Genomic DNA, 18,195 nt, shown 5'->3' on the forward strand with positions numbered 1-18,195 from the left:
ACATGGCGATGATGGGTCCGTGCGCGCGCTTTCACACTCACACAGCCCTTCCCTTTTCCCTCAGCTCTCGCCGGAGGAACTTGCCCACGGCGGTCTTGGGCAGTTCCTCGCGGATCTCCAGCACGGTGGGGCATTTGTAGGGCGTCAAACGGTCTCCGCAGAAGGCGCGCAGGTCGGCGAGCGTCAGGCTCTGGCCCTCGCGCAGGACGACGAAGGCCGCGACGGCCTCGCCCGCGGTCTCGGAGGGCAGGCCCGCGACGGCGACCTCCAGGATGGCGGGATGTGCGGCGACGACCTCCTCGACCTCGTTGGGGAAGACGTTGAAGCCCGAGACGATGATCATGTCCTTCTTGCGGTCAAAGATCTCGACGGCGCCGTCGGGATGGATCATACCCAAGTCGCCGGTGCGCAGGAGGCCGTCCGACAGGACCTCGGCCGTCGCCTCCGGCCGGTTCCAGTAGCCGCGCATCACCTGGGGGCCGCGGATGGCCAATTCGCCCACCTCGCCCTGGGGGACGGGGGCCCCATCGTCAGCGAGCGCGAGCACTTCCGTGCCAGGCAGCGGATAGCCGACGTGGCCAGAGAAGTCCGCGAGGTCGAGGCGGTTGGCGGTGGCGACAGGCGAGGACTCCGACAGACCCCAGCCCTCGACGATTGCGACGCCCGTGGCGGCCTTCCACCTCTCCGCCACCACGCGCTGCGTAGCCATCCCGCCCGCGATTGCGAAGACAAGGCCTGCCATGTCGACCGATCTGAACTTCGGGTGGTTCAGAAGCGCGTTATAGAGCGTGTTCACCCCTGAGATCATCGTCACCGGGCCCTTGTCGAGCGTGCTGACGAAGCCGCCCACGTCGCGTGGATTGGCGATCAGCACGCAGGACGCGCCGATGCGCATCATCGTCATAAAGCAGACCGTGAAACCGAAGATGTGGTAAAGCGGGAGGGCAGCGGCCATGCGGTGGCCGTCGCGGTCAACGTCGATGCTAGCACGTAGCCAAGCCTCTAACTGAGCCACATTAGCCGAGACAGAAGCATGGGTGAGGACGGCACCCTTGGCGACGCCCGTGGTGCCCCCGGTATACTGGAGAAGCGCGACGTCCTCGGAGGCGGGAGTGATGGCTCGGAATGGCGCTTTGGAGCGTAAGAGCCTGCGGAACGGTATCGCGCCAGGTAGCCGATAGGGCTTCACCGCACGCTTCACCCGGCGGCTGACTAGGTTCACGAGATAGCCCTTCGGTCCCATCAGATCGCCAGGCTTGGCCACCACGACATGCTCCAGCCCCATCGCGGTCGGACACGCCGCCTCGATTACATGGGCGTGGTTCTCCAGCACAATGAGCGCCCGCGCGCCCGCGTCGCGGACCTGATGCTTCAACTCCGATGCGGTATAGAGCGGGTTGACGTTGACGACCACGAAGCCACCCAGCATCGCGCCGAGTATCGAGACCGGGCAGGTCAGCACGTTGGGCATCATGATCGCAATCCGGTCGCCGGGTCGCAGGCCCAAGTCAGCGAGCGCGGCCGCAACCCGCTCTGCGGCCGCGACCGACTGCGCGAAGGTGAGCGTCGCCCCGAAGCTCTCGTAAGCAGGCCGATCAGGATGCCGGCGCGCCGTCTCGCGGACGATCTCTACAAGGGTGGCGGGCCGGTCCTCCGGCAAATCGGCAGGCACGCCGTCGGGGTAGCTCGCCAGCCAGGGGCGCGTCGCGTTCGTCGGTATGTCAATCCTCGTCATGTCATTCCTCCCAGTTGACGATGGACCTACCTTTATGCCAATATTGAATCGAATTCAATTCGGAGTTTGATATGACGACGAAGATCGGGATGGCTGAGCGCCTGCTGTGCGCGGCGGAGGAAGAGCTCGTGGCGAATGGCGGCCATCTGGAAATGCTGCCCGTCGCCAAGCGGGCTGGTGTCTCGGTTGGCAGCGGCTATCACCACTTCGGCTCCAAGGCCGGGCTGCTGGCGGCCGTTGCGGCGCGGTTCTACGGACCGCTGCAAGAGGTGACGCTGGGCGACGCGATCCCGCGCGACCTGCCTTGGGCTGCGCGCGAGCATCGCCGCCTCGCAGCCTTCGTGGCCTACCATCTGGAACGCCGGGCGCTGGCGGTCCTAATCTACGGGGGGCTGTCGAACGCCCCGGAGGTCCTCGACCTGGAGCGCGAGCACATGGCCGCAGTCGTGGAAGCTGGCGCGCGCAACCTCGAGCAGGGGGGCCGCGCGGGCGTCGTGCGCAGCACCGTCCCGCCCCGGATGCTCTCCGCCCTTCTAATGGGGGCTCAACGTCAAGCGATCAACACACTCATCGCGGGAGAGGGCGAGATCGACGCCAATGCCGCTGTCCGAGACATCTGGTCCTTCGTGGCGGCCGCTCTCGATCTCGGCCCCGCCGCCCACAATCACGTCACCAAAGGAGGAACATCCCATGTCGGATGACCTAAAGCAGCAGGAGGATCTCGGCCGAGACCTCGCAAAGAAATACAAGGCCCACGTCCCCGGCCCCGAGCGCAAGTCGCCCCAGATCGACGCCGACTGGGAGAAGGTCCAACGAGACGGCTACGTCATCATCAATGACCTGCTCGACGCGGATGAGATCGCGCGCATCCGTTCCGAATGCACGCCTCTCCTCGACAAGAAGGGGCGCAACAGCTTCGAGGGGGCCGACACGCAGCGCGTCTACAACGTGCTCGCGAAGACCCGCGCCATAGACAAGCTGGCCACGCACCCCCGTATCCTGGGGTTGATGGACAAGTTCTTCCAGCCAAGCTTCCTCTTAAGCCAAGCGCAGGTCATCAACATTCTGCCCGGCGAGAAGGCGCAAATGCTACATGCCGACGACGGGTTCTACCAAATCCCCCGCCCGCGCCCGCCGCTTGGCGCCGCTACGGTCTGGGCCATCGACGACTTCACCGAGGAGAACGGCGCGACCGTCATCATACCCGGCAGCCATGAATGGGGTGCCGACCGCGCGCCCAAGCCGGAGGAGACCATCCCCGCCGTGATGAAGGCCGGCTCGGTGATCTTCTTCCTAGGCACGACTTGGCACGGGGGTGGAGCCAACCGCTCGGGCGCGGCGCGCTTCGCCGTCACCTGTCAGTATTGCGAGGCCTACATGCGCCAGCAGGAGAATTTCCTTCTGGAGCTCAACCGCGACACCGTTCGGGAGATGTCGCCCGAGCTGCGCGGCCTCGTCGGCTACTCCATCTATGGGCCCTTCATGGGCATGGTCAACGGCAAGCATCCGTTGCGCTTGCTCGAGACCGCGTGAGAGATGGGCCTCGCCGCCTTCAATGACACCCTCTGCACGCCGCGGCCTCCCTGCCGAAGCGCGTGCTTCAACTGCCCTTATGCCAAAGGAATGACACCCATGGACGGAACCTGGAACATCGAGATGGAAAGCCCACTTGGCCGCAAGGAGGCCTCGCTCGACATCGCCATACAGGGAGACGCGTTGACCGGCATGATGCGTTCCGACGACCTCGGCGAGGCCGAAATGGAGAACGGCCGCGTCGACGGCAACGCCGTTTCCTGGACCGCAGACATTACCAAACCCATGCCCGTCGCCCTAGAGTTCGACGGAACCGCGACAGGCGATACTATGTCGGGTGACGTCAAAATGGGCGTGTTCGGCGTGTTCCCCTTCACCGCGACGAAGGTCTAGCCACGAACGAGATGGCCCTGACAATGTAACGGAGGGGCCGTTTCAAACTTATGCCTCAGAGGAACAGATCTTAGTACAAAGCGCAGCGAACGGCAGCATCGTACCGCGTCTGAGTTGTCGGATCCCGCCGCGGCGAAAGTATGGTTTCGATCCGGGCTAAGTCCACGCCCTTGAACGACTGCTTTGGTGACATTCGCTGCGTCGCAACAACATTTGTGCCGCGCTTGCGAACGGATGCTGCGCCAGCGAAGGCAATAAATCCAATGACGGTTTTGTCCCGCAACTTACCAATTCATGCACGATGCAGCGAAGGTCGGGAATGCCTAATGATACGATTCCGCCCCCAGCCGGACTCGACCCCCCAGAGGCTGAAGGTAACCGTGCGCTGCGCCGTCGTTTGCGGTCTGCCCGCTAAGGGACAGGAAGATCACTTTCCTGTCGTTGACGTGATATTTGCTTCGCGAAAGTCACATGTCAAAACAATTACTAACATAAAAATTGATTACTAACATAGTGAATGTTAGAGTGCAAAAATATGTTAGTGACTGACGCCAAAACCCACAACACCAACCGACTGCGGGACTATCTGCAATCGGCTCTACATCTACGCCTTGATCTCAAACCCTGGCAAGGACAAGACGCGCTACCGCTGTTCCTCGCCAAAGAATTCGAATTTGCACAAACGCATCTACTGTCAGTGCCTTGTATCTTCGCCTTTGTGTCAGGCGATCACGATGCAACCCCATCGGAGTTGGCCAAACGCCAGGACCGCATTAAAGGAGAAGTCGATGGGGTAGTGGTCTTCGTCTTCGAACACATGTCGGCTTATGTGCGCGCACGAATGATCGAAAAGGCCCTCCCATTTGTCGTGTTGGAGAACCAGATCTACATTCCAGACTTGGCAATGGACTTGCGCGAATACTTCCGTGTTCGCGCACCATCTTCCGCGTCCAGCCTATCACCAGCGGCCCAGGTGGTCGTCATCCGCCACCTTCTTAAAGACAATCATGACCAATGGACTCCAAGCAGTCTTGCCAAAAAACTTCGCTATTCGGCCATGACCATCGGCCGGGCGTTTGAAGAGCTCACTGCCAACCAACTGGCGAAAGTTGAGGCCATTGGCCGTAGCAAACGCCTCGTCTTTCCCGCTGATCGACAGGAGACATTCGCGCTGGCACGACCGCTGATGCGGACGCCTGTGAAATCCACACATTATTTCCGCGCTCGTCACATGCCAAAGGGCTTTTATGGCACGACTCTGCCGCAAGCCTTTCCCTATGGCGGCGAAATGGCCTTATCTGAACAATCCATGCTCAATCCGCCTCGAACCCCACATTTTGCGGTCGGCCCGAAGAACTGGAAAACGTTGCAGGCCGGCGAGTTTGGAGTTGAAGTCGATCACTCTGACGAAGGGAACTACAGTGTCGATGTCTGGCGATATGATCCAGATATCGTTACAGGTGAACACAAAGCTGATCCTCTGTCTCTCTACATGCAATTTCAAAACCATGCAGATGAACGTGTTGTGGGTGCAGCCGTTCATTTGATGGAGAACTTTGGGTGGTTCCAGGCATAGATAAGTTTCGAGAACACTTCGCGGGTCATGAGGAGAATTATGCGCTTATCGGTGGAGCGGCATGTTCTCTTATTTTCGAAGAAGTTGGCGTTGATTATCGCGCCACCCGAGACATCGACATGGTTCTCTGCGTAGAGGTCGTCGACATAGCTTTCGGAAAGGCTTTGAAAGACTTCCTTGACGCTGGCCAGTACCAAGCCCGCGAAAGGGGCGAAAAACGCCGGGAATTTTATCGGTTCCATCAGCCACAGGATAAGAACTATCCCGAAATGCTAGAGTTGTTTTCCAGTCCAGATGCCGCCGTTGATCTGGGCAGTGACGACGAACTTGCGACAATTGCGGTTTCAGACGACATGCTTAGCTTGTCCGCAATCCTTTTGGAGAAGGATTACTACCAGGCGCTAGTAGATTCTCGCCGCACCATAGACGGCATACATGTTCTCGATGAAACACTGCTGATCCCCTTTAAAGCGCGGGCATTTGTCGATCTCACTCGCAGGCGAGACGAGGGCGAAAAAGTTAAGGGCTCAGACATCAAAAAACACCGCAATGATGTCTTCCGTCTTCTACAACTGCTTACGCCAACATCGACCATAGAAGTCTCAGAACCACTAAAAAAAGATCTTAGGGCATACATTGCACATCTTGCAGAAGATGGGACCTTCAAGCCCAAAGACTTTGATGTGGCCATTGAACGTGACGAAGGCCACGAGCTTCTAAACAAAATTTATCAACTCTAAACCTGCAAGGATGACGCCATGCCTGATCCACATCCAATCCTTGGACCGATCATTTCGGGTGTCGTCGTCGGGGCAGTACTGGGAGTCGGAGGGTTCTTTCTTGGAAAAGCTACAGCACCAGATGTACCTCCGATGGCTGCGATCTCTCCCGAAATGGCGTCGATCACTGCTGGTGAAAACATTCAGTTCAGCGCAGCAGGTTCGAGCTCGACCGCGTCCACTGGTATCAATGAATTCCGCTGGAAGATCGGCGGTCACCCTGCGACCGAGAGCTCTGTTGGCTACTGCGATTCAGAAGCCAACGCACAGATCGCAGATTGCCGATTCAATCTGCCTGGCACTTACTCAGTCTCTGTCGATGTCACCGATGAAACAGGGCTGACTGCGACTGCTGTCGCGCCAATCACTGTAACCTTGGAAAACGGATTTGTTGGCGTAGTGCTCTTTGCGGGTCGCGATCCGGCAGCTACCGACCAAGCCTATCGGGTCATTCTTGCAGCTATCGATTGGCAAGATATTCAGCGCACGGTCTCTCGCCCGATTGTCATCTTTGATCCCGACAAGAAAGCACCTGTTTATGCGGCATCAATTCCCTTTGTCGAAGGTGCAATAGACTACTTGGACAATGATCTCTTTGCAGGCGCAAAGGTCATGATTCCTCCATTTGACCCTTCTGTCAGAGAAGTTGTGGTTAATGCGTTAAGGGATTTGGGCAGCTCTGTTCAAATCGTTCCTTTGGGTGAGATGGAGCTAAACATACAAAACGGGTTGGCTGGTTCTGGCTTCCTTACGTTCGACTCGCCAGAAGACTACATATTATCCATTAGGAACTGACCGAATGCGCTGCCACTCAACCAGTGTCAAACTCAACACATTCATCATCCTCAGCGCGTAGCCGCGCAAGATAGACAGGCTATAGAACCATGATACCCGGCCTAACTGCTTATGTCGTCATGCCGGATGGCAGTGTTGAAGACACTGACGGTAAGACGGTCTTCTTCTCTTTCGAGCGGTTCAAAGACGAGATTTGCAAGCAAGGCCATTGCTTTGTCTGCGGTGCGGCGCCCAACAAGGAATTCAACAACGAACATGTTTTTCCAAACTGGCTTCTAAGGCATTGCGGAATGCACAATGAAAGTCTGACACTGCCCAGCGGCAATCGCGTCAAATACGGTACGTATAAGATCCCATGTTGCGCAGTATGCAACAGTGAACTTGCGGAAACCTATGAGGTTCCAGTGAGCAAGTCGTTGTGTGCCGGCTATGACGCGACCCTCGAATATGTCAGAAACGGTGGCCACAACCTCCTGTGCGCGTGGCTGTCTCTGATCTTTGCAAAGGTTCATTTGCGCGATTTCAAAAACTCTATCTCGCTAGACTTACGAGACATGGTTGAGATGATCGGAGATCACTACGAACTTGGAGACTTGCACCACATCCATGCCGTTGCGCGCGCTGCGACAGCAGGAGTCAAAGTGTCTGAACAGGTTTTTGGTACCCTCGTACTCTTACGACTGGACCTGTCCCAAAAGGACGGGCCCTTCGATTATTGTGACAACCTCGCAGGCCGTGCCCTGCTTCTACAAGTTAATGACTTGGCATTGATTTACGTCCTCGATGATTGCGGTGCCACTGCGGGTATGCTGAGCGACCAGCTTAAAGTTCTGCCTAATCCAATGTCTGCGATCCAATTGCGCGAAGTTTACGCGCGCCATCTTGCAGCTAACATTCATATCAAAGAACCCCCAACGTTCCGGACGGATTACATTGGAAAGAACGGCAAACCGGAAATCTCCGTTAATTCTCCCGATCTTGATTTTCACGACTACGACCCAACCGTTTTTGGTCAAATGTTGGCTGGTGCTCTGGGCAACTATCGCGACGTGGTTAGCGTCGATGGCAAATTTGGGGATGAGGCTTTGGACAAAATCGCGACCGGCCACGTCTCGTTTTTGTTTGATGAACAAGGCAACACAAGAACGGGAGAGTAGGCAGAAGCGCCAGTTGGCCACTGGCGGTCAGCGTGCCAAGTTTGCATCGATTGCGGTAACGATAATGGGACCCATTATTACCTTCTGATTTGTCTCGTTGCCCGACCAGCGTCTGATAGGCGCGCTTCCGTCATTGCACCAAACAAGCAAGATGCTGTTTAGGGTCTCAGCCTCCGTCGTTACTCAAACAGCCCACTCAGCTTTGTCAATAGTGATACAAATTTCGTAGCTGTCGCGATCTGATCGGACGCGGTGCGGATTGCCTTTGAGGTCGCCTTTGCGTCGTCTGTGATCGACTGGAGCGTTGTCATGATGTCACTTAGTGAGGTTTCTTCGGCCCGTATCGCCAAACGCATGGCTTCGAGGGCCACAAGCTTTTGCGACAAGGTGTTGCTTTGTATCAAAAGGGCCGCGCTTTTCTGATCATCGTCGGCCGCGCGGGCCTGGGCCGCGGCAGCTGTTAGGGCGAGGAGGGCGTTGATGGTGGATGATTTGAGGCTTTGTAGATTGTTTTTCGCCTGTTGGTTCGGATTTGTCATCTAGGTCTCCAGTGCGGTTCGAAGTTCAGTGAGTTGATCGACAAGGCGGTTGAGTTCATCCAGGCTGCCGCCGTTTTCCAAGGTTTCCAGCATTTCAGCGTGGGTGGCCCGAATGAGGTACAGCCGCCGTATGGGAGAGCGTTCTTCGGCTTTGCGCAGGTCTGCGTCGGCCTTTCGGACCGCTTCGGCGAGATCAACCTGTCGGGCGGGTGATGCGCCCCCGGTAAAGGCGGTCAGGTAGTCCAATTCAGCATCAGCCAGCCGATTGCGCGCGGCGGTCAGGGGATCACCGAGCTCACTGAGGACAGGTGTCGCGGCCACCACGAAGTCATCCAACACAGGATCCGCCGCATCCATCGCGTCGCGCAAGGCCCCAATGCGGGCTTGGTCGGCGATGAATTCTGCTAGGGCGGGCAGGGAGCCAAGGGCATCCGCACCCCGTTGGCCCAGACCGGAGAGATCCTGATTTGGGCTTGCGCCGAGTTCGTTGAAAGATTTGACCAAACCTTCGGACAGGGTGCGCAGTTCGGTCACGCTGTCGGTTTTGTTCAGGGTGTCCAATGCAGCGAAGTAATCCGACATGATGCCCAAGATTGCTGACACCTGTGCTGCGTTTGGCTCCGAAGAGGTTTTGAGCGGATCAAAGAACGTCATCACCGAGCATTGGCGCATGTCATAGGCCAGTTCGGCCTGTCGCACCCGAAAGCATTCATCGAGCGCGACAAGCTGTCGACCATTGCGGGCGGCCTCTAATTCGGCAGCCCTGAGTTCGGATACAATTCTGACCTTGAAGGCGGGTTCAAGCGCGGTCTGGGTTTGTGCCAAAAGAGCTTGGGATTGGGTGATCCCGGCTGAGATGCCTGGTGCTGTGCATCCGATCAAAAGCGCAGAGCCAAGTGCGAAGGCGGGGCGGGTGAGCGCGCGATACATCTTCATGCCTCGACCGCGACTTCGATTTGGTCAATCGAAGCGGGTGGGGTGATGTAGCCCAAGGCAAAGCTTGTGAGAGTATAGATCGCGCCCTGAACGCCCGTTGGAATATCAAGGCTGAACATCGTTTCCAGGATGTAGATGACCAAGACGCCAAGGGCTGTTCCGATTGAGCTGGCCACGACTTTGCGGGCAGGGATTTTGGATTGCATACGAGGCATGCGTTTTCCTTTCGTAGGGGGCTGAAACAAGGGTGATTGGATTGCGCGCTAGTCGGCGTCGGGGTTTTCCATCAACAGCGCGGCCCGCATCATTGCGGGGAAACTGTCGACGACCTGCCCGGCAGGACGCGCGCCATCCACGGGATGCCACAGGCCGGATTGGGATCCGGGTTCCTGCAACACCGACGCTGGGCCGTGTTCAATCAAGCCAATGAGAGTGCCTGCCACGATATGGCTGGCAAGGGGCCCAAGACGTTGTCCTCGCCCCACCAACTGTGCCTCTTTCAGGGTATAAAACCAAAGTGGTGTTGATGTATCGAAGCCGGCGGCCTTGATTTCGGCCTCCATTGGACCCGCAGCGATGTCGTCTGCCGAAAGCGGTGCGACAAACAAACCAATGGTGTTCAGTGCTGCGGCCGCACCCTGTGCCGTGGCGAGGTTGTGTTGCCAGCCGCGCCGCAGGTTGCGCAGGACAAGGTTGCGATCAATCGCATTCGCGCCTTGATTAACCATGTTTGTCAGAGGCTGGGCCAGGGCCGTGTCCATGGTCCGCGTCGAACGATCCATGAAAAGGGCTGGAGAGAAGACCAGTCTTTGCATGTCGGCCCCCCAGTTTCCGGGCAGCCGTTCTTGACCGAACATCGGGTTAGGAGAGGACCCCGTGAAGGCAAACAATTCTTGGAACCGAGCACGGTTGTCACTGTCGCCGCCGCGCCCGAAATTTTCATTCCAGTCATAGGTGCTGCGAACGGTCGAATGACCAAACCGATAACAGGCGGTGCTGAATTCAAGGGGCAACGGCAGGGGGGCCCCTTTAGTCCAATTGTTGTCGACCAAGAACCGCTTATACAGCAGTGGTCCGTCTTCGCGAATGCGGCTAACGACCCGTGGATCGCAGATTTGAGGCAACCACGCATTTAAAATAAGCCATTGATATATCTTGCGCAATTCCGTTCTTGCCCAAATGAAAACGTCGTCCTCATCCCCGGATTTGCGGGTGTGCGGATATGCATCGACAAGAGTGTTGTGCAGCCTCAGAAAGGCCAAATGCAGTTGCGCGATGAATAGGTTTTCATCATTGCGCGCGTCGCCGATGACGGCACGGTTTCGATTGATTGCCCCTTCATCATCAACATTGGCGCCTTTCTTGACGAACAGGTCACGATGCTCGGGCGGGAGGGCGTCAATGTCGTCCAGTGTGAAGAAGCCGCCGTCCAACAGCCGGCCCATACGCAACAGATCACCGCCAATGTCGCGAGGAAATTCGACACGGTCGTCCAGGTTGCCGTAGGTGCCGACCCACATCTTTGCCCGGTCTTTGTGAAACCGCATCAGGCCAATCAATTTGTTGAGCGCTGCGTTTGGGGTCTGCGGGTCCACTGTATTTGACACACCATACAGACTGTCGAGGTCGAGCCGACCGGTCCGCACGTTCATCAAAGACGTAGCAACAGTGTCACGCGGGACGGGGGCCAAGGCTGGGTCCGAAATGTCAGGCAGACGATCCACATCGCGGTTGTGTGTGAGTGCGGTGACATCATGATCAACGAATTGCCCGAAATAGGTGAAAATGGGCGGTTGGCTGGAATGGTCGCCTTCGTCCGACATGGCGGTTTCGACCATTTTCTGTTGAAGGTTGTCGAAGGCTTGCGCGACCTTGGGGTCGTCAGATAGCGCCTCGGCTGTTTTGAAGTAATACCCAAACGAGCGACCGTCTTTGGCCATCTGACCATCGGTTACAGGAACGTCGGTACCATGGTTGAATGAAACGAGCATGTTATTCCCTTTTGTCTGCGCCCAATGGATGGACCTGAATGCAGACAGGATCAGGGAGGGCCGTTATCGGTCAGCAAATCGAGCGTTTACGCAGCGCAAATTCACGGCCGGTTTTGTTAATTATGTTTCATTTGTTTTAGTTTTGTCACTGAAGACGCGTTCAGTGACGGGCCGCAATGCGGACTGGTCCACCAACGAATATCGATCCAGCAGGGACGATGGATAATCGGGATCACCGATCAAACGGTCTGGCGAAAAATCGCTTTCGAGAGTGGCCAGTTTTTTGCCCCAGTGTACGGCGCGATCCTGCGATCCATGGGCGGCATGTAGGCCGGTCAATACGCGCATGGGCGGGCGGAATGTTGGAGCAAATACGGCGGCGCGTTCACTGGCGATAATGGCTCTACCCATCTGTCGTGCTGCACAGGCCGAGACCGCAACCTGCATATCCCACCAAAAGAGATAGGGAGACCCGCTGGCCAGCTTGTGGCCGCGATCACTTGCCACGAGCGCTTCTTTTGATCGACCGCAATAAGAATGGCTTAGGGCGCGGCTCCACCATGCTAAGGGATTGGCCGGATTGGATTTGACGGCAAGGCTGGATAGGGTTTCACAGGCAAAAACGTCGCCGTCCAGGATCTGGCGCGCGTTTGAAACGGTTGCCAAGACGGATGAATTTCCGGGTTCTTGGGCCAGCGCTTTTTGGGCAAGTTCGAGCCCTTGTTCCTTAAGGACAGAGGCATCCGTGTCATGTCTTTCGACCCATTGAATGCCGCGCAGTTGGGCGCGCCATGCACTGTAGATGGCCTTTGGGTCTTTTTCGAATGCCCGTTCAAATAAGCGATCCGCTTGGGCGACACGCAAGCCTTCCATGGAAAACAACTCTTTCAGGGCGGTCAGGCCGAGGTGAGTGGCATTCAAGGCATCATCATTGGTGGTGAGATCAATTTGGAGAAAGTCGACGATGGCGGCGACGATTTCGTTGATCCAGCTCAACAAGTCGATGTCTTCGAAGGGCAGGGCGCCTGTCAACGTGACGACATGATGACCCGACCACAGAAGTTCGGATTGGCCTTGGCCGAGGCAACGGGCGGCAAGGAACAGTCTTTTGTCATCTACCCTTTGGACGATGATTTCCACATGCAGGGGATTATCGCTTGAACCGGTTTGGGCATGGGTGAACGTGGGAACCGAAAAATTTTCGCGCAGGGAGCGCGCGACGGAATCGATCAAGAACACCTCGATTGAGTTAAGGTCGAGATCACCGGCCCCGTTTGCTGTGATGACCACGCTTGTCGTTGCACGGGGGCGGTTCAGACGGGGTGCGTCGTGGTCGCGCGCGGATGGGCGTTGGGCCGCCGGACTGTCCCCCGTGTCGTTGTCTTGGACACTGCGTTCTTGACGCAACCAGTCCTCAAAGGCCTCATCAGAGACGTCCAATCCGTCTAGAAATCCCTCTTGTCCGGTGCGTGGGGCAATCGTGATCCCTTCAAGCGACAATTGCACACGTTGGCGATCGGTCGTGAGATGATGGCCTGCAGAGCCCAGCGTCTTGCGCAAGGCGGCCAGTGCTTGGCGCAGGGACCCGCTTGCCTGAGATTTGCTTCGATCGCTCCAGAGGAGGGACTGAATTGAGCTGCGCATCAGTGTCCCGTTGCGCGCGGTCACAAGCATTGCCAAGAGGGCCTGACATTTCGCAAGGCGCGGCGTTAGGTCCTCGCCGCGCGGACCAGTGACTTGAAACGCGCCCCACAGGTGGACCGTTAGCCCCACTGATTTATGTGCGCTGGGATGTTTCATGCACCGTCACTCCCCGGTCCGAACTCGCAAAAAGACTCAAAATAATTTCCAACAATGTGACAGGCACCTGCCGTTACGGCAAGAAGGCCGCCCGGAACCGTTAATTTTCCGCAAATTCAACCGGCGTTGTGGGCCATGCCGTTGACCGAAAGCATCGAGGCGAGGACCCTTGTGGTGACCATTTTTAATGAGGAGTGAATAAAATGGACTTTGGGATTGGGCAAGGGACAGCGCATGGGACGGCGCACGGCACAGCACATGGTACCGCGCATGGGACAACCCATGGAACAGCGCATGGCACCGCACACGGGCTGCATGCCGGCGGCAGCGCGGGTCCGGCGCTGGGTCATGCGATTGCGATAACACATGACGCTGTCATCGGGTTCTGGGATGGAACGCCGGAATTTGGTCCTGCCCCCTTAGGGAGCGATGCGGAAAACCCGTTTGACTACTTGTCGCCGACCAATCGGGCCTATTTGATTGATGGTGAGCTGTGTTCCCTGTTTTCGGTCCATCCATCTGCTGACGGTGGCACGATCAAGCAGAAGGGTAAGCATCTGCTGACGCTGAAACGTCCAGAACCGGGTTATTTCAAAACGCAGCTTCGGTTTCTTCGCGATTATGCCGATCTGCGCTCTGAGCGGATAAACGAAATCAGTATCCAGACCGGTGATCTTATCTCGTTCTTTGGGGCGGTTGGTTACCTTAACAGCACGCGCCGCAAATACACGACCGAGCTTTTGTACACGGTGTTGCGGATGACCGCGCGCCTTGAGCATCAGATGAAACATTTATGTCGCGCGCCGCGACCGATTGATCTGTCACCTTCGGTTAATCCGGTGATCCAGACGCCCGATCATTCCGCGTTTCCGTCAGGGCACGCCACCGAAGCCTTTGTTCTTGCAACAGTTTTGCATGCCTTGATGGGTGGCCTTACGGATGAAACCGTCGAGACCCCGCGTGATCTGGGCCGAGAAACGGTCGATGGTCTGTCAAGACGTAACCCCGCGACAGAACCGATCCAGACCAATCAGGGTTATCCGATGCCGTACCGTGTGGCGGCGCGGATTGCGATCAATCGCACCATTGCGGGGGTCCATTTTCCCATCGATTCAACGGCTGGTGCCGTCATGGGGTGTTTGATTGGCCAATCTCTTCAGGATATTGCGCAAGGCAAACTGTTTGGACGCAATGCGGCTGTAAAAATGCCGGATAAAACAGAAGATTTCGATCTCCACCATGTCAATGATCTGCTGATTGCCAGAACCATATCAGGCGCTGCGGCGACAACACAGGATGCGCCAGCGGGGTTCGCGTGGCTGTGGCGTAAGGCGCAGGCGGAATGGACCAAGGGTGTTGGCCAATGACGTGGGAGGTGCAGAATCGAAGAACCAGTGGGCCTGAAAAGTACCGGCTTGTCTCTCCTTATGTTCATTGGTGGGCCGAAAACGGGGGCGAAGCTGCCTTTAAAACCGATTTGCTGAAAGTGCCGCCCACGTTAGCGTTTCAGCATTTGGCATCGGCAGATTTTGACGGTGACATCAAAGAGGTGCTAGCACCGATAATTGGCCCGACGGGGGAGTCGTCAATTCCATTGCCCAGATCGGTTCTTAACCCGGACAACACCACACCGACGCTGAGCTTTCCGACACCAGTATCTGATCTTGAACAGATGGGAGATGTAGACAAGAACGCGGTTTTTACGGTGATCATTGATGATTTTGTGTCGCTGTCTCATGAAAATTTCCGGTGCAAACCAACAAAAGAGGGTGCGCCACAAACGCGTATTCTGGCGGCGTGGTCACAGGGGGCCCAGTTTGATAGGTCAGGCCAGCATCCGTTTGGGCAAATGCTGTGGCGGGCCGAGATTGAAAAGGCGATGGCGCAGGCACAGCGAGGCGGCACAATTGACCCTCTCGACTTTGCCAAAGAGGTTGAACGGTTGCGCCCGCCCAGCCATCAGATCGACGACGGGCTGCCAGCGGTCCACGTAAATGTTCTACGCCACGTGTCCCACGGAACCCATGTTCTTGATCTGGCTGCGGGCCTTGATCCTGCCGTGACTTCCGACGATGCGCTTAAACTACGTCCTATCATTGCGGTGTCGTTGCCGAACCGAGAAAGCATCGGGATGGCGGGTACGTTTCTTGAGCTGTTTGTGGTGCTTGCCATGCGTCAGGTCATTAAGGTGACCAGAGACCTTTGGCGGCACCTTTATCCGGCCGATCCGGAGGGTGGATTTGATGTGGTGTTCAATCTGTCCTACGGCCAACAATCGGGCACCAAAACCGCGAGCAGCTTGATCGAGCAGGAATTTGAGGCGCTTGCCGATCAACGCAAATCCCATGCTCAGACACGGCTTGTAATGCCAGTCGGAAATGACAATCTGGCGCGGGCGAATGCACGATGGGATCTGGGATCAGAAACACAGTTAACGATCCCATGGCGGGTGTTGCCGCAAGATCAATCCGACAACTTCGTGGAAATCTGGGTTAATCTGGCCAGCGATGAAATGACCACTGAAAACCCTGGTGCGCCTTTATTGGTGTCGCTTACGCCACCCGATTATGACGAACCAACCCCGTTTGAGAAGGCAGAAGATGGTCTGATCTTTGATTATAAAGAGCATATCGCGCGGATTTATTGCGATGTTGTTGACGTGCCACCGGCGATCAACAATCGAAAGTCCGTGCCCCTTCGCAGGCTGAGATATGTCATTGCGGTGCTGCCAACATATGATCCCACAGGACAGGGGTCCACAGCGCCCTGCGGCGCTTGGAAGATCTCAATCGGTTGGCGCGGTGCCGACCTTAACCCCAAAAGTGGCTCGCGTGAGGTCTACATGGGGGTTCAGGTCGATCAGGAACCGGATTCCAACGTTCAGATCAATCACCGTTCCTATTTTGACAATCATACTTACCGTACACATTTGCCCAACGGGCGGATGATGGACACCTACGGTTATGAGGTCGATCCAAACGCCGAGACGCCTTATAAAGATGAGCCTTACTTGCAGGACAATGCCCGAATCTTTGGGGCGGTCCAACGCAAAGGGACGCAGAATGCGTTGGCCAATGCCAAAGACATCCTGCGGATTGCGGGGCATCGCGCGTCTGATGGGCGACCCGCGCCATTTTCGGCGTCCTATTACAGCGCAGATCGCGCACCTGTTTCCAACGGCAGACCCTTGGGGCTGACACCCACTGCGTCTTATCCGGTAGATCGCTCGCCGGCGCAGAGGGGCGTGTTGGCGGCGGGAACGCAGTCTCGGTCAGGCGTTGCCCTGCGCGGGACCAGTTTTGCCGCCCCGCAAGCCTGTCGATGGGTCGTCGATCAATTGATCGAAGCAAAGGCTAATCCGTCGGCTGACCTCTCGGTTGTTGGCACATCCCCCGCGCTGGAAGAGGTTGCGGCGGCCTATGAGGATCCGGAGGGCATCGGCATTGATCGCCTTGATAAATTGAAAGTCGGGGCAGGGCGGCTGCCAGCCTACGGCCCGCATAGAACCTGGAGCGTTTCATCATGAACGACACCCAAGACCCACCCGGTGACCTGCCTGCCGCCACAGACCCCCACCGCTGCCCGTTTTGCATAAAACCGATATCTGAGGGCGCGAAACGCTGTCCGTCCTGCGGCACCTATCAGGGGTGGCGACACATGGTGAACATGTTCCTTCCCGCTGCGGCAACGGCGCTTACGATTGCAGTCGCTTGGCAGCCTCTTTGGGGGGCCTATAAGACGTTCATTGGCATTGCCGATCCCAGCGATGTTCGCATCATTGACGTGTTCTTTGACGGGACCGAACTGAAGACCGAAATCGTAAATTTCAACGAACTCCCCGCGTTGCTATATGGAACGCTGCGTTGCCAGGAAGAATGGTCTTCTGAGCATTCCCTTGAGTTAAGCCTATATCCGGCCAGCTATAACGAGGGTGAGTTTGGATCGCGCCTTTTTGTGGCTGGATCACGGCTCGAGTCGACGTTGGTCACGTGGGGTGTTTGGAACGCAAGCGTTGAGGACGCGCCACGGACAGAAATGGACGGGGCACGGAATACCGAAGTTCGAGACCAATTGCTGACCCACCTGTCGGGGATTGACGAGTTCAGCAGTTCACGGGACCTCGAAGAGCTTGCCGACGAGGCTGTTCGACACATTGGTCAGGGCGCTTGGCTGCCGATGTCATCGAGTTTTAACTATCATGCCAGTCTGTCTGCCCGGCTACTGGAGAAGAACGTGAGGGGCCCTCAAGAAGAGTACAGTTTCGTCTGTCGCCTCAACGGCGTGGATGACAGTGGAGATTTCGAAACGAACGCTTTTGAGGTGACGTTTGGCGTAGGGTCACACGGGTTCAATGATCTAAACCCTTTCGAACCATAGTTTGTAGCCAACGAAACATCGTCGCAGCGACTTTATCTCACCATCGGAGAAAGGGCGCCTCCAGATTGTTGTCGGTGAAACCTGCGCCGCTACGACAGTCAAACACGTATTTGAAGTACTCGATCCGCTCTTCGTGCGGCTCGATGGTCCTTGTCACCGCAAAAACGGGTGTCCGCAGGCGATGTATCACATTATTCACGTCTGACGCTTTGCGCGCTGTTGCTGCAGGCGGACCCAGCTCTCAAGCCTCATGAAGTTAAGAGTATTCTTATGAGACCAGCAGATCCCGTCATTGACGGTGTTACAGGCTCTACTGATAACGTAGCCGGCGCTGGCCTCGCGAATGCGTTGAGCGCATTGAGAGAACTTCATTAATGCAGCTTGGGTCTACGCTGTGGGCTTGATTGACAAGAGTTGCTCGGCCAAGGTGCCATTTATTGTGAAGTAACGATAACTAGGAATTATGTGCGCGCACTGAGCCGGGCTATTTCGACAAGTATCTACTCGAAGCGAAACAGAGGCTGTCGAAGGCCAACAGTGGGGCGGTTCTTGGAGATGTATGACTCGGATCCGTTCACATGTTT

General features: G+C 56.7%; 16 protein-coding genes. 10 read left to right on the forward strand and 6 right to left on the reverse strand.

The genetic code is table 11. The features are described 5' to 3' along the window. Positions 1-37: 37 nt before the first annotated feature. Positions 38-1,735 (reverse strand): AMP-binding protein, encoded by a 1,698-nt coding sequence (locus ACFWW2_RS15930; RefSeq protein ID WP_393929503.1) that lies wholly within the window; start codon positions 1,733-1,735, stop codon positions 38-40. 71 nt (positions 1,736-1,806) lie between these two features. On the opposite strand from ACFWW2_RS15930, the gene ACFWW2_RS15935 reads away from it, so the two are divergent. The 7 genes from ACFWW2_RS15935 (at position 1,807) to ACFWW2_RS15965 (ending at position 7,968) form a co-directional block, all read left to right on the forward strand. Continuing rightward, complete coding sequence (locus ACFWW2_RS15935; protein ID WP_393929505.1) at positions 1,807-2,436, forward strand: TetR/AcrR family transcriptional regulator; 630 nt, start codon at positions 1,807-1,809, stop codon at positions 2,434-2,436. After that, positions 2,426-3,268, forward strand: coding sequence for a phytanoyl-CoA dioxygenase family protein (locus ACFWW2_RS15940; RefSeq protein ID WP_393929507.1), 843 nt, complete (start codon positions 2,426-2,428; stop codon positions 3,266-3,268). The genes ACFWW2_RS15935 and ACFWW2_RS15940 overlap by 11 nt, the downstream gene beginning before the upstream one ends. 99 nt (positions 3,269-3,367) lie before the next feature. Then, a complete protein-coding gene (locus tag ACFWW2_RS15945) occupies positions 3,368-3,661 on the forward strand; it encodes a hypothetical protein (protein ID WP_393929508.1) in 294 nt (97 codons plus the stop codon). Between the two features lie 541 nt (positions 3,662-4,202). Continuing rightward, positions 4,203-5,237, forward strand: coding sequence for a hypothetical protein (locus ACFWW2_RS15950; RefSeq protein WP_393929510.1), 1,035 nt, complete (start codon positions 4,203-4,205; stop codon positions 5,235-5,237). Continuing rightward, positions 5,222-5,977 (forward strand): hypothetical protein, encoded by a 756-nt coding sequence (locus ACFWW2_RS15955; RefSeq protein WP_393929512.1) that lies wholly within the window; start codon positions 5,222-5,224, stop codon positions 5,975-5,977. Before ACFWW2_RS15950 ends, ACFWW2_RS15955 begins: the two co-directional genes overlap by 16 nt. A gap of 18 nt (positions 5,978-5,995) precedes the next feature. After that, a complete protein-coding gene (locus tag ACFWW2_RS15960) occupies positions 5,996-6,811 on the forward strand; it encodes a PKD domain-containing protein (RefSeq protein ID WP_393929514.1) in 816 nt (271 codons plus the stop codon). An 89-nt stretch (positions 6,812-6,900) separates the two neighbouring features. Further along, a complete protein-coding gene (locus tag ACFWW2_RS15965; protein WP_393929516.1) occupies positions 6,901-7,968 on the forward strand; it encodes a hypothetical protein in 1,068 nt (355 codons plus the stop codon). Between the two features lie 179 nt (positions 7,969-8,147). Here ACFWW2_RS15965 and ACFWW2_RS15970 read toward each other — a convergent pair whose 3' ends face one another. The 5 genes from ACFWW2_RS15970 to ACFWW2_RS15990 form a co-directional block, all read right to left on the reverse strand. Beyond that, positions 8,148-8,507, reverse strand: coding sequence for a hypothetical protein (locus ACFWW2_RS15970; RefSeq protein WP_393929518.1), 360 nt, complete (start codon positions 8,505-8,507; stop codon positions 8,148-8,150). Next, the gene (locus ACFWW2_RS15975) at positions 8,508-9,443 is read right to left on the reverse strand and encodes a hypothetical protein (RefSeq protein ID WP_393929520.1); all 936 of its coding nucleotides are present in this window, start codon (positions 9,441-9,443) and stop codon (positions 8,508-8,510) included. Further along, positions 9,440-9,658: a hypothetical protein gene (locus tag ACFWW2_RS15980; protein WP_393929522.1), complete on the reverse strand. Its 219-nt coding sequence runs from the start codon at positions 9,656-9,658 to the stop codon at positions 9,440-9,442. The genes ACFWW2_RS15975 and ACFWW2_RS15980 overlap by 4 nt, the downstream gene beginning before the upstream one ends. Before the next feature lie 48 nt (positions 9,659-9,706). Next, positions 9,707-11,434: a peroxidase family protein gene (locus tag ACFWW2_RS15985; RefSeq protein WP_393929524.1), complete on the reverse strand. Its 1,728-nt coding sequence runs from the start codon at positions 11,432-11,434 to the stop codon at positions 9,707-9,709. A gap of 120 nt (positions 11,435-11,554) precedes the next feature. Then, positions 11,555-12,466 (reverse strand): hypothetical protein, encoded by a 912-nt coding sequence (locus ACFWW2_RS15990; protein WP_393929526.1) that lies wholly within the window; start codon positions 12,464-12,466, stop codon positions 11,555-11,557. Between the two features lie 971 nt (positions 12,467-13,437). Here ACFWW2_RS15990 and ACFWW2_RS15995 point away from each other — a divergent pair. The 3 genes from ACFWW2_RS15995 (at position 13,438) to ACFWW2_RS16005 (ending at position 17,611) form a co-directional block, all read left to right on the forward strand. Continuing rightward, complete coding sequence (locus ACFWW2_RS15995; protein WP_393929528.1) at positions 13,438-14,601, forward strand: phosphatase PAP2 family protein; 1,164 nt, start codon at positions 13,438-13,440, stop codon at positions 14,599-14,601. Positions 14,602-14,828: 227 nt separating this feature from the next. Beyond that, positions 14,829-16,760, forward strand: coding sequence for a hypothetical protein (locus tag ACFWW2_RS16000; protein ID WP_393929530.1), 1,932 nt, complete (start codon positions 14,829-14,831; stop codon positions 16,758-16,760). Then, complete coding sequence (locus ACFWW2_RS16005) at positions 16,757-17,611, forward strand: hypothetical protein (protein ID WP_393929532.1); 855 nt, start codon at positions 16,757-16,759, stop codon at positions 17,609-17,611. The genes ACFWW2_RS16000 and ACFWW2_RS16005 overlap by 4 nt, the downstream gene beginning before the upstream one ends. The last annotated feature ends 584 nt before the right edge of the window (positions 17,612-18,195 follow it).

Origin of the sequence: Yoonia sp. R2-816, from assembly GCF_046762905.1 — a bacterium.
GTDB lineage: Bacteria > Pseudomonadota > Alphaproteobacteria > Rhodobacterales > Rhodobacteraceae > Yoonia.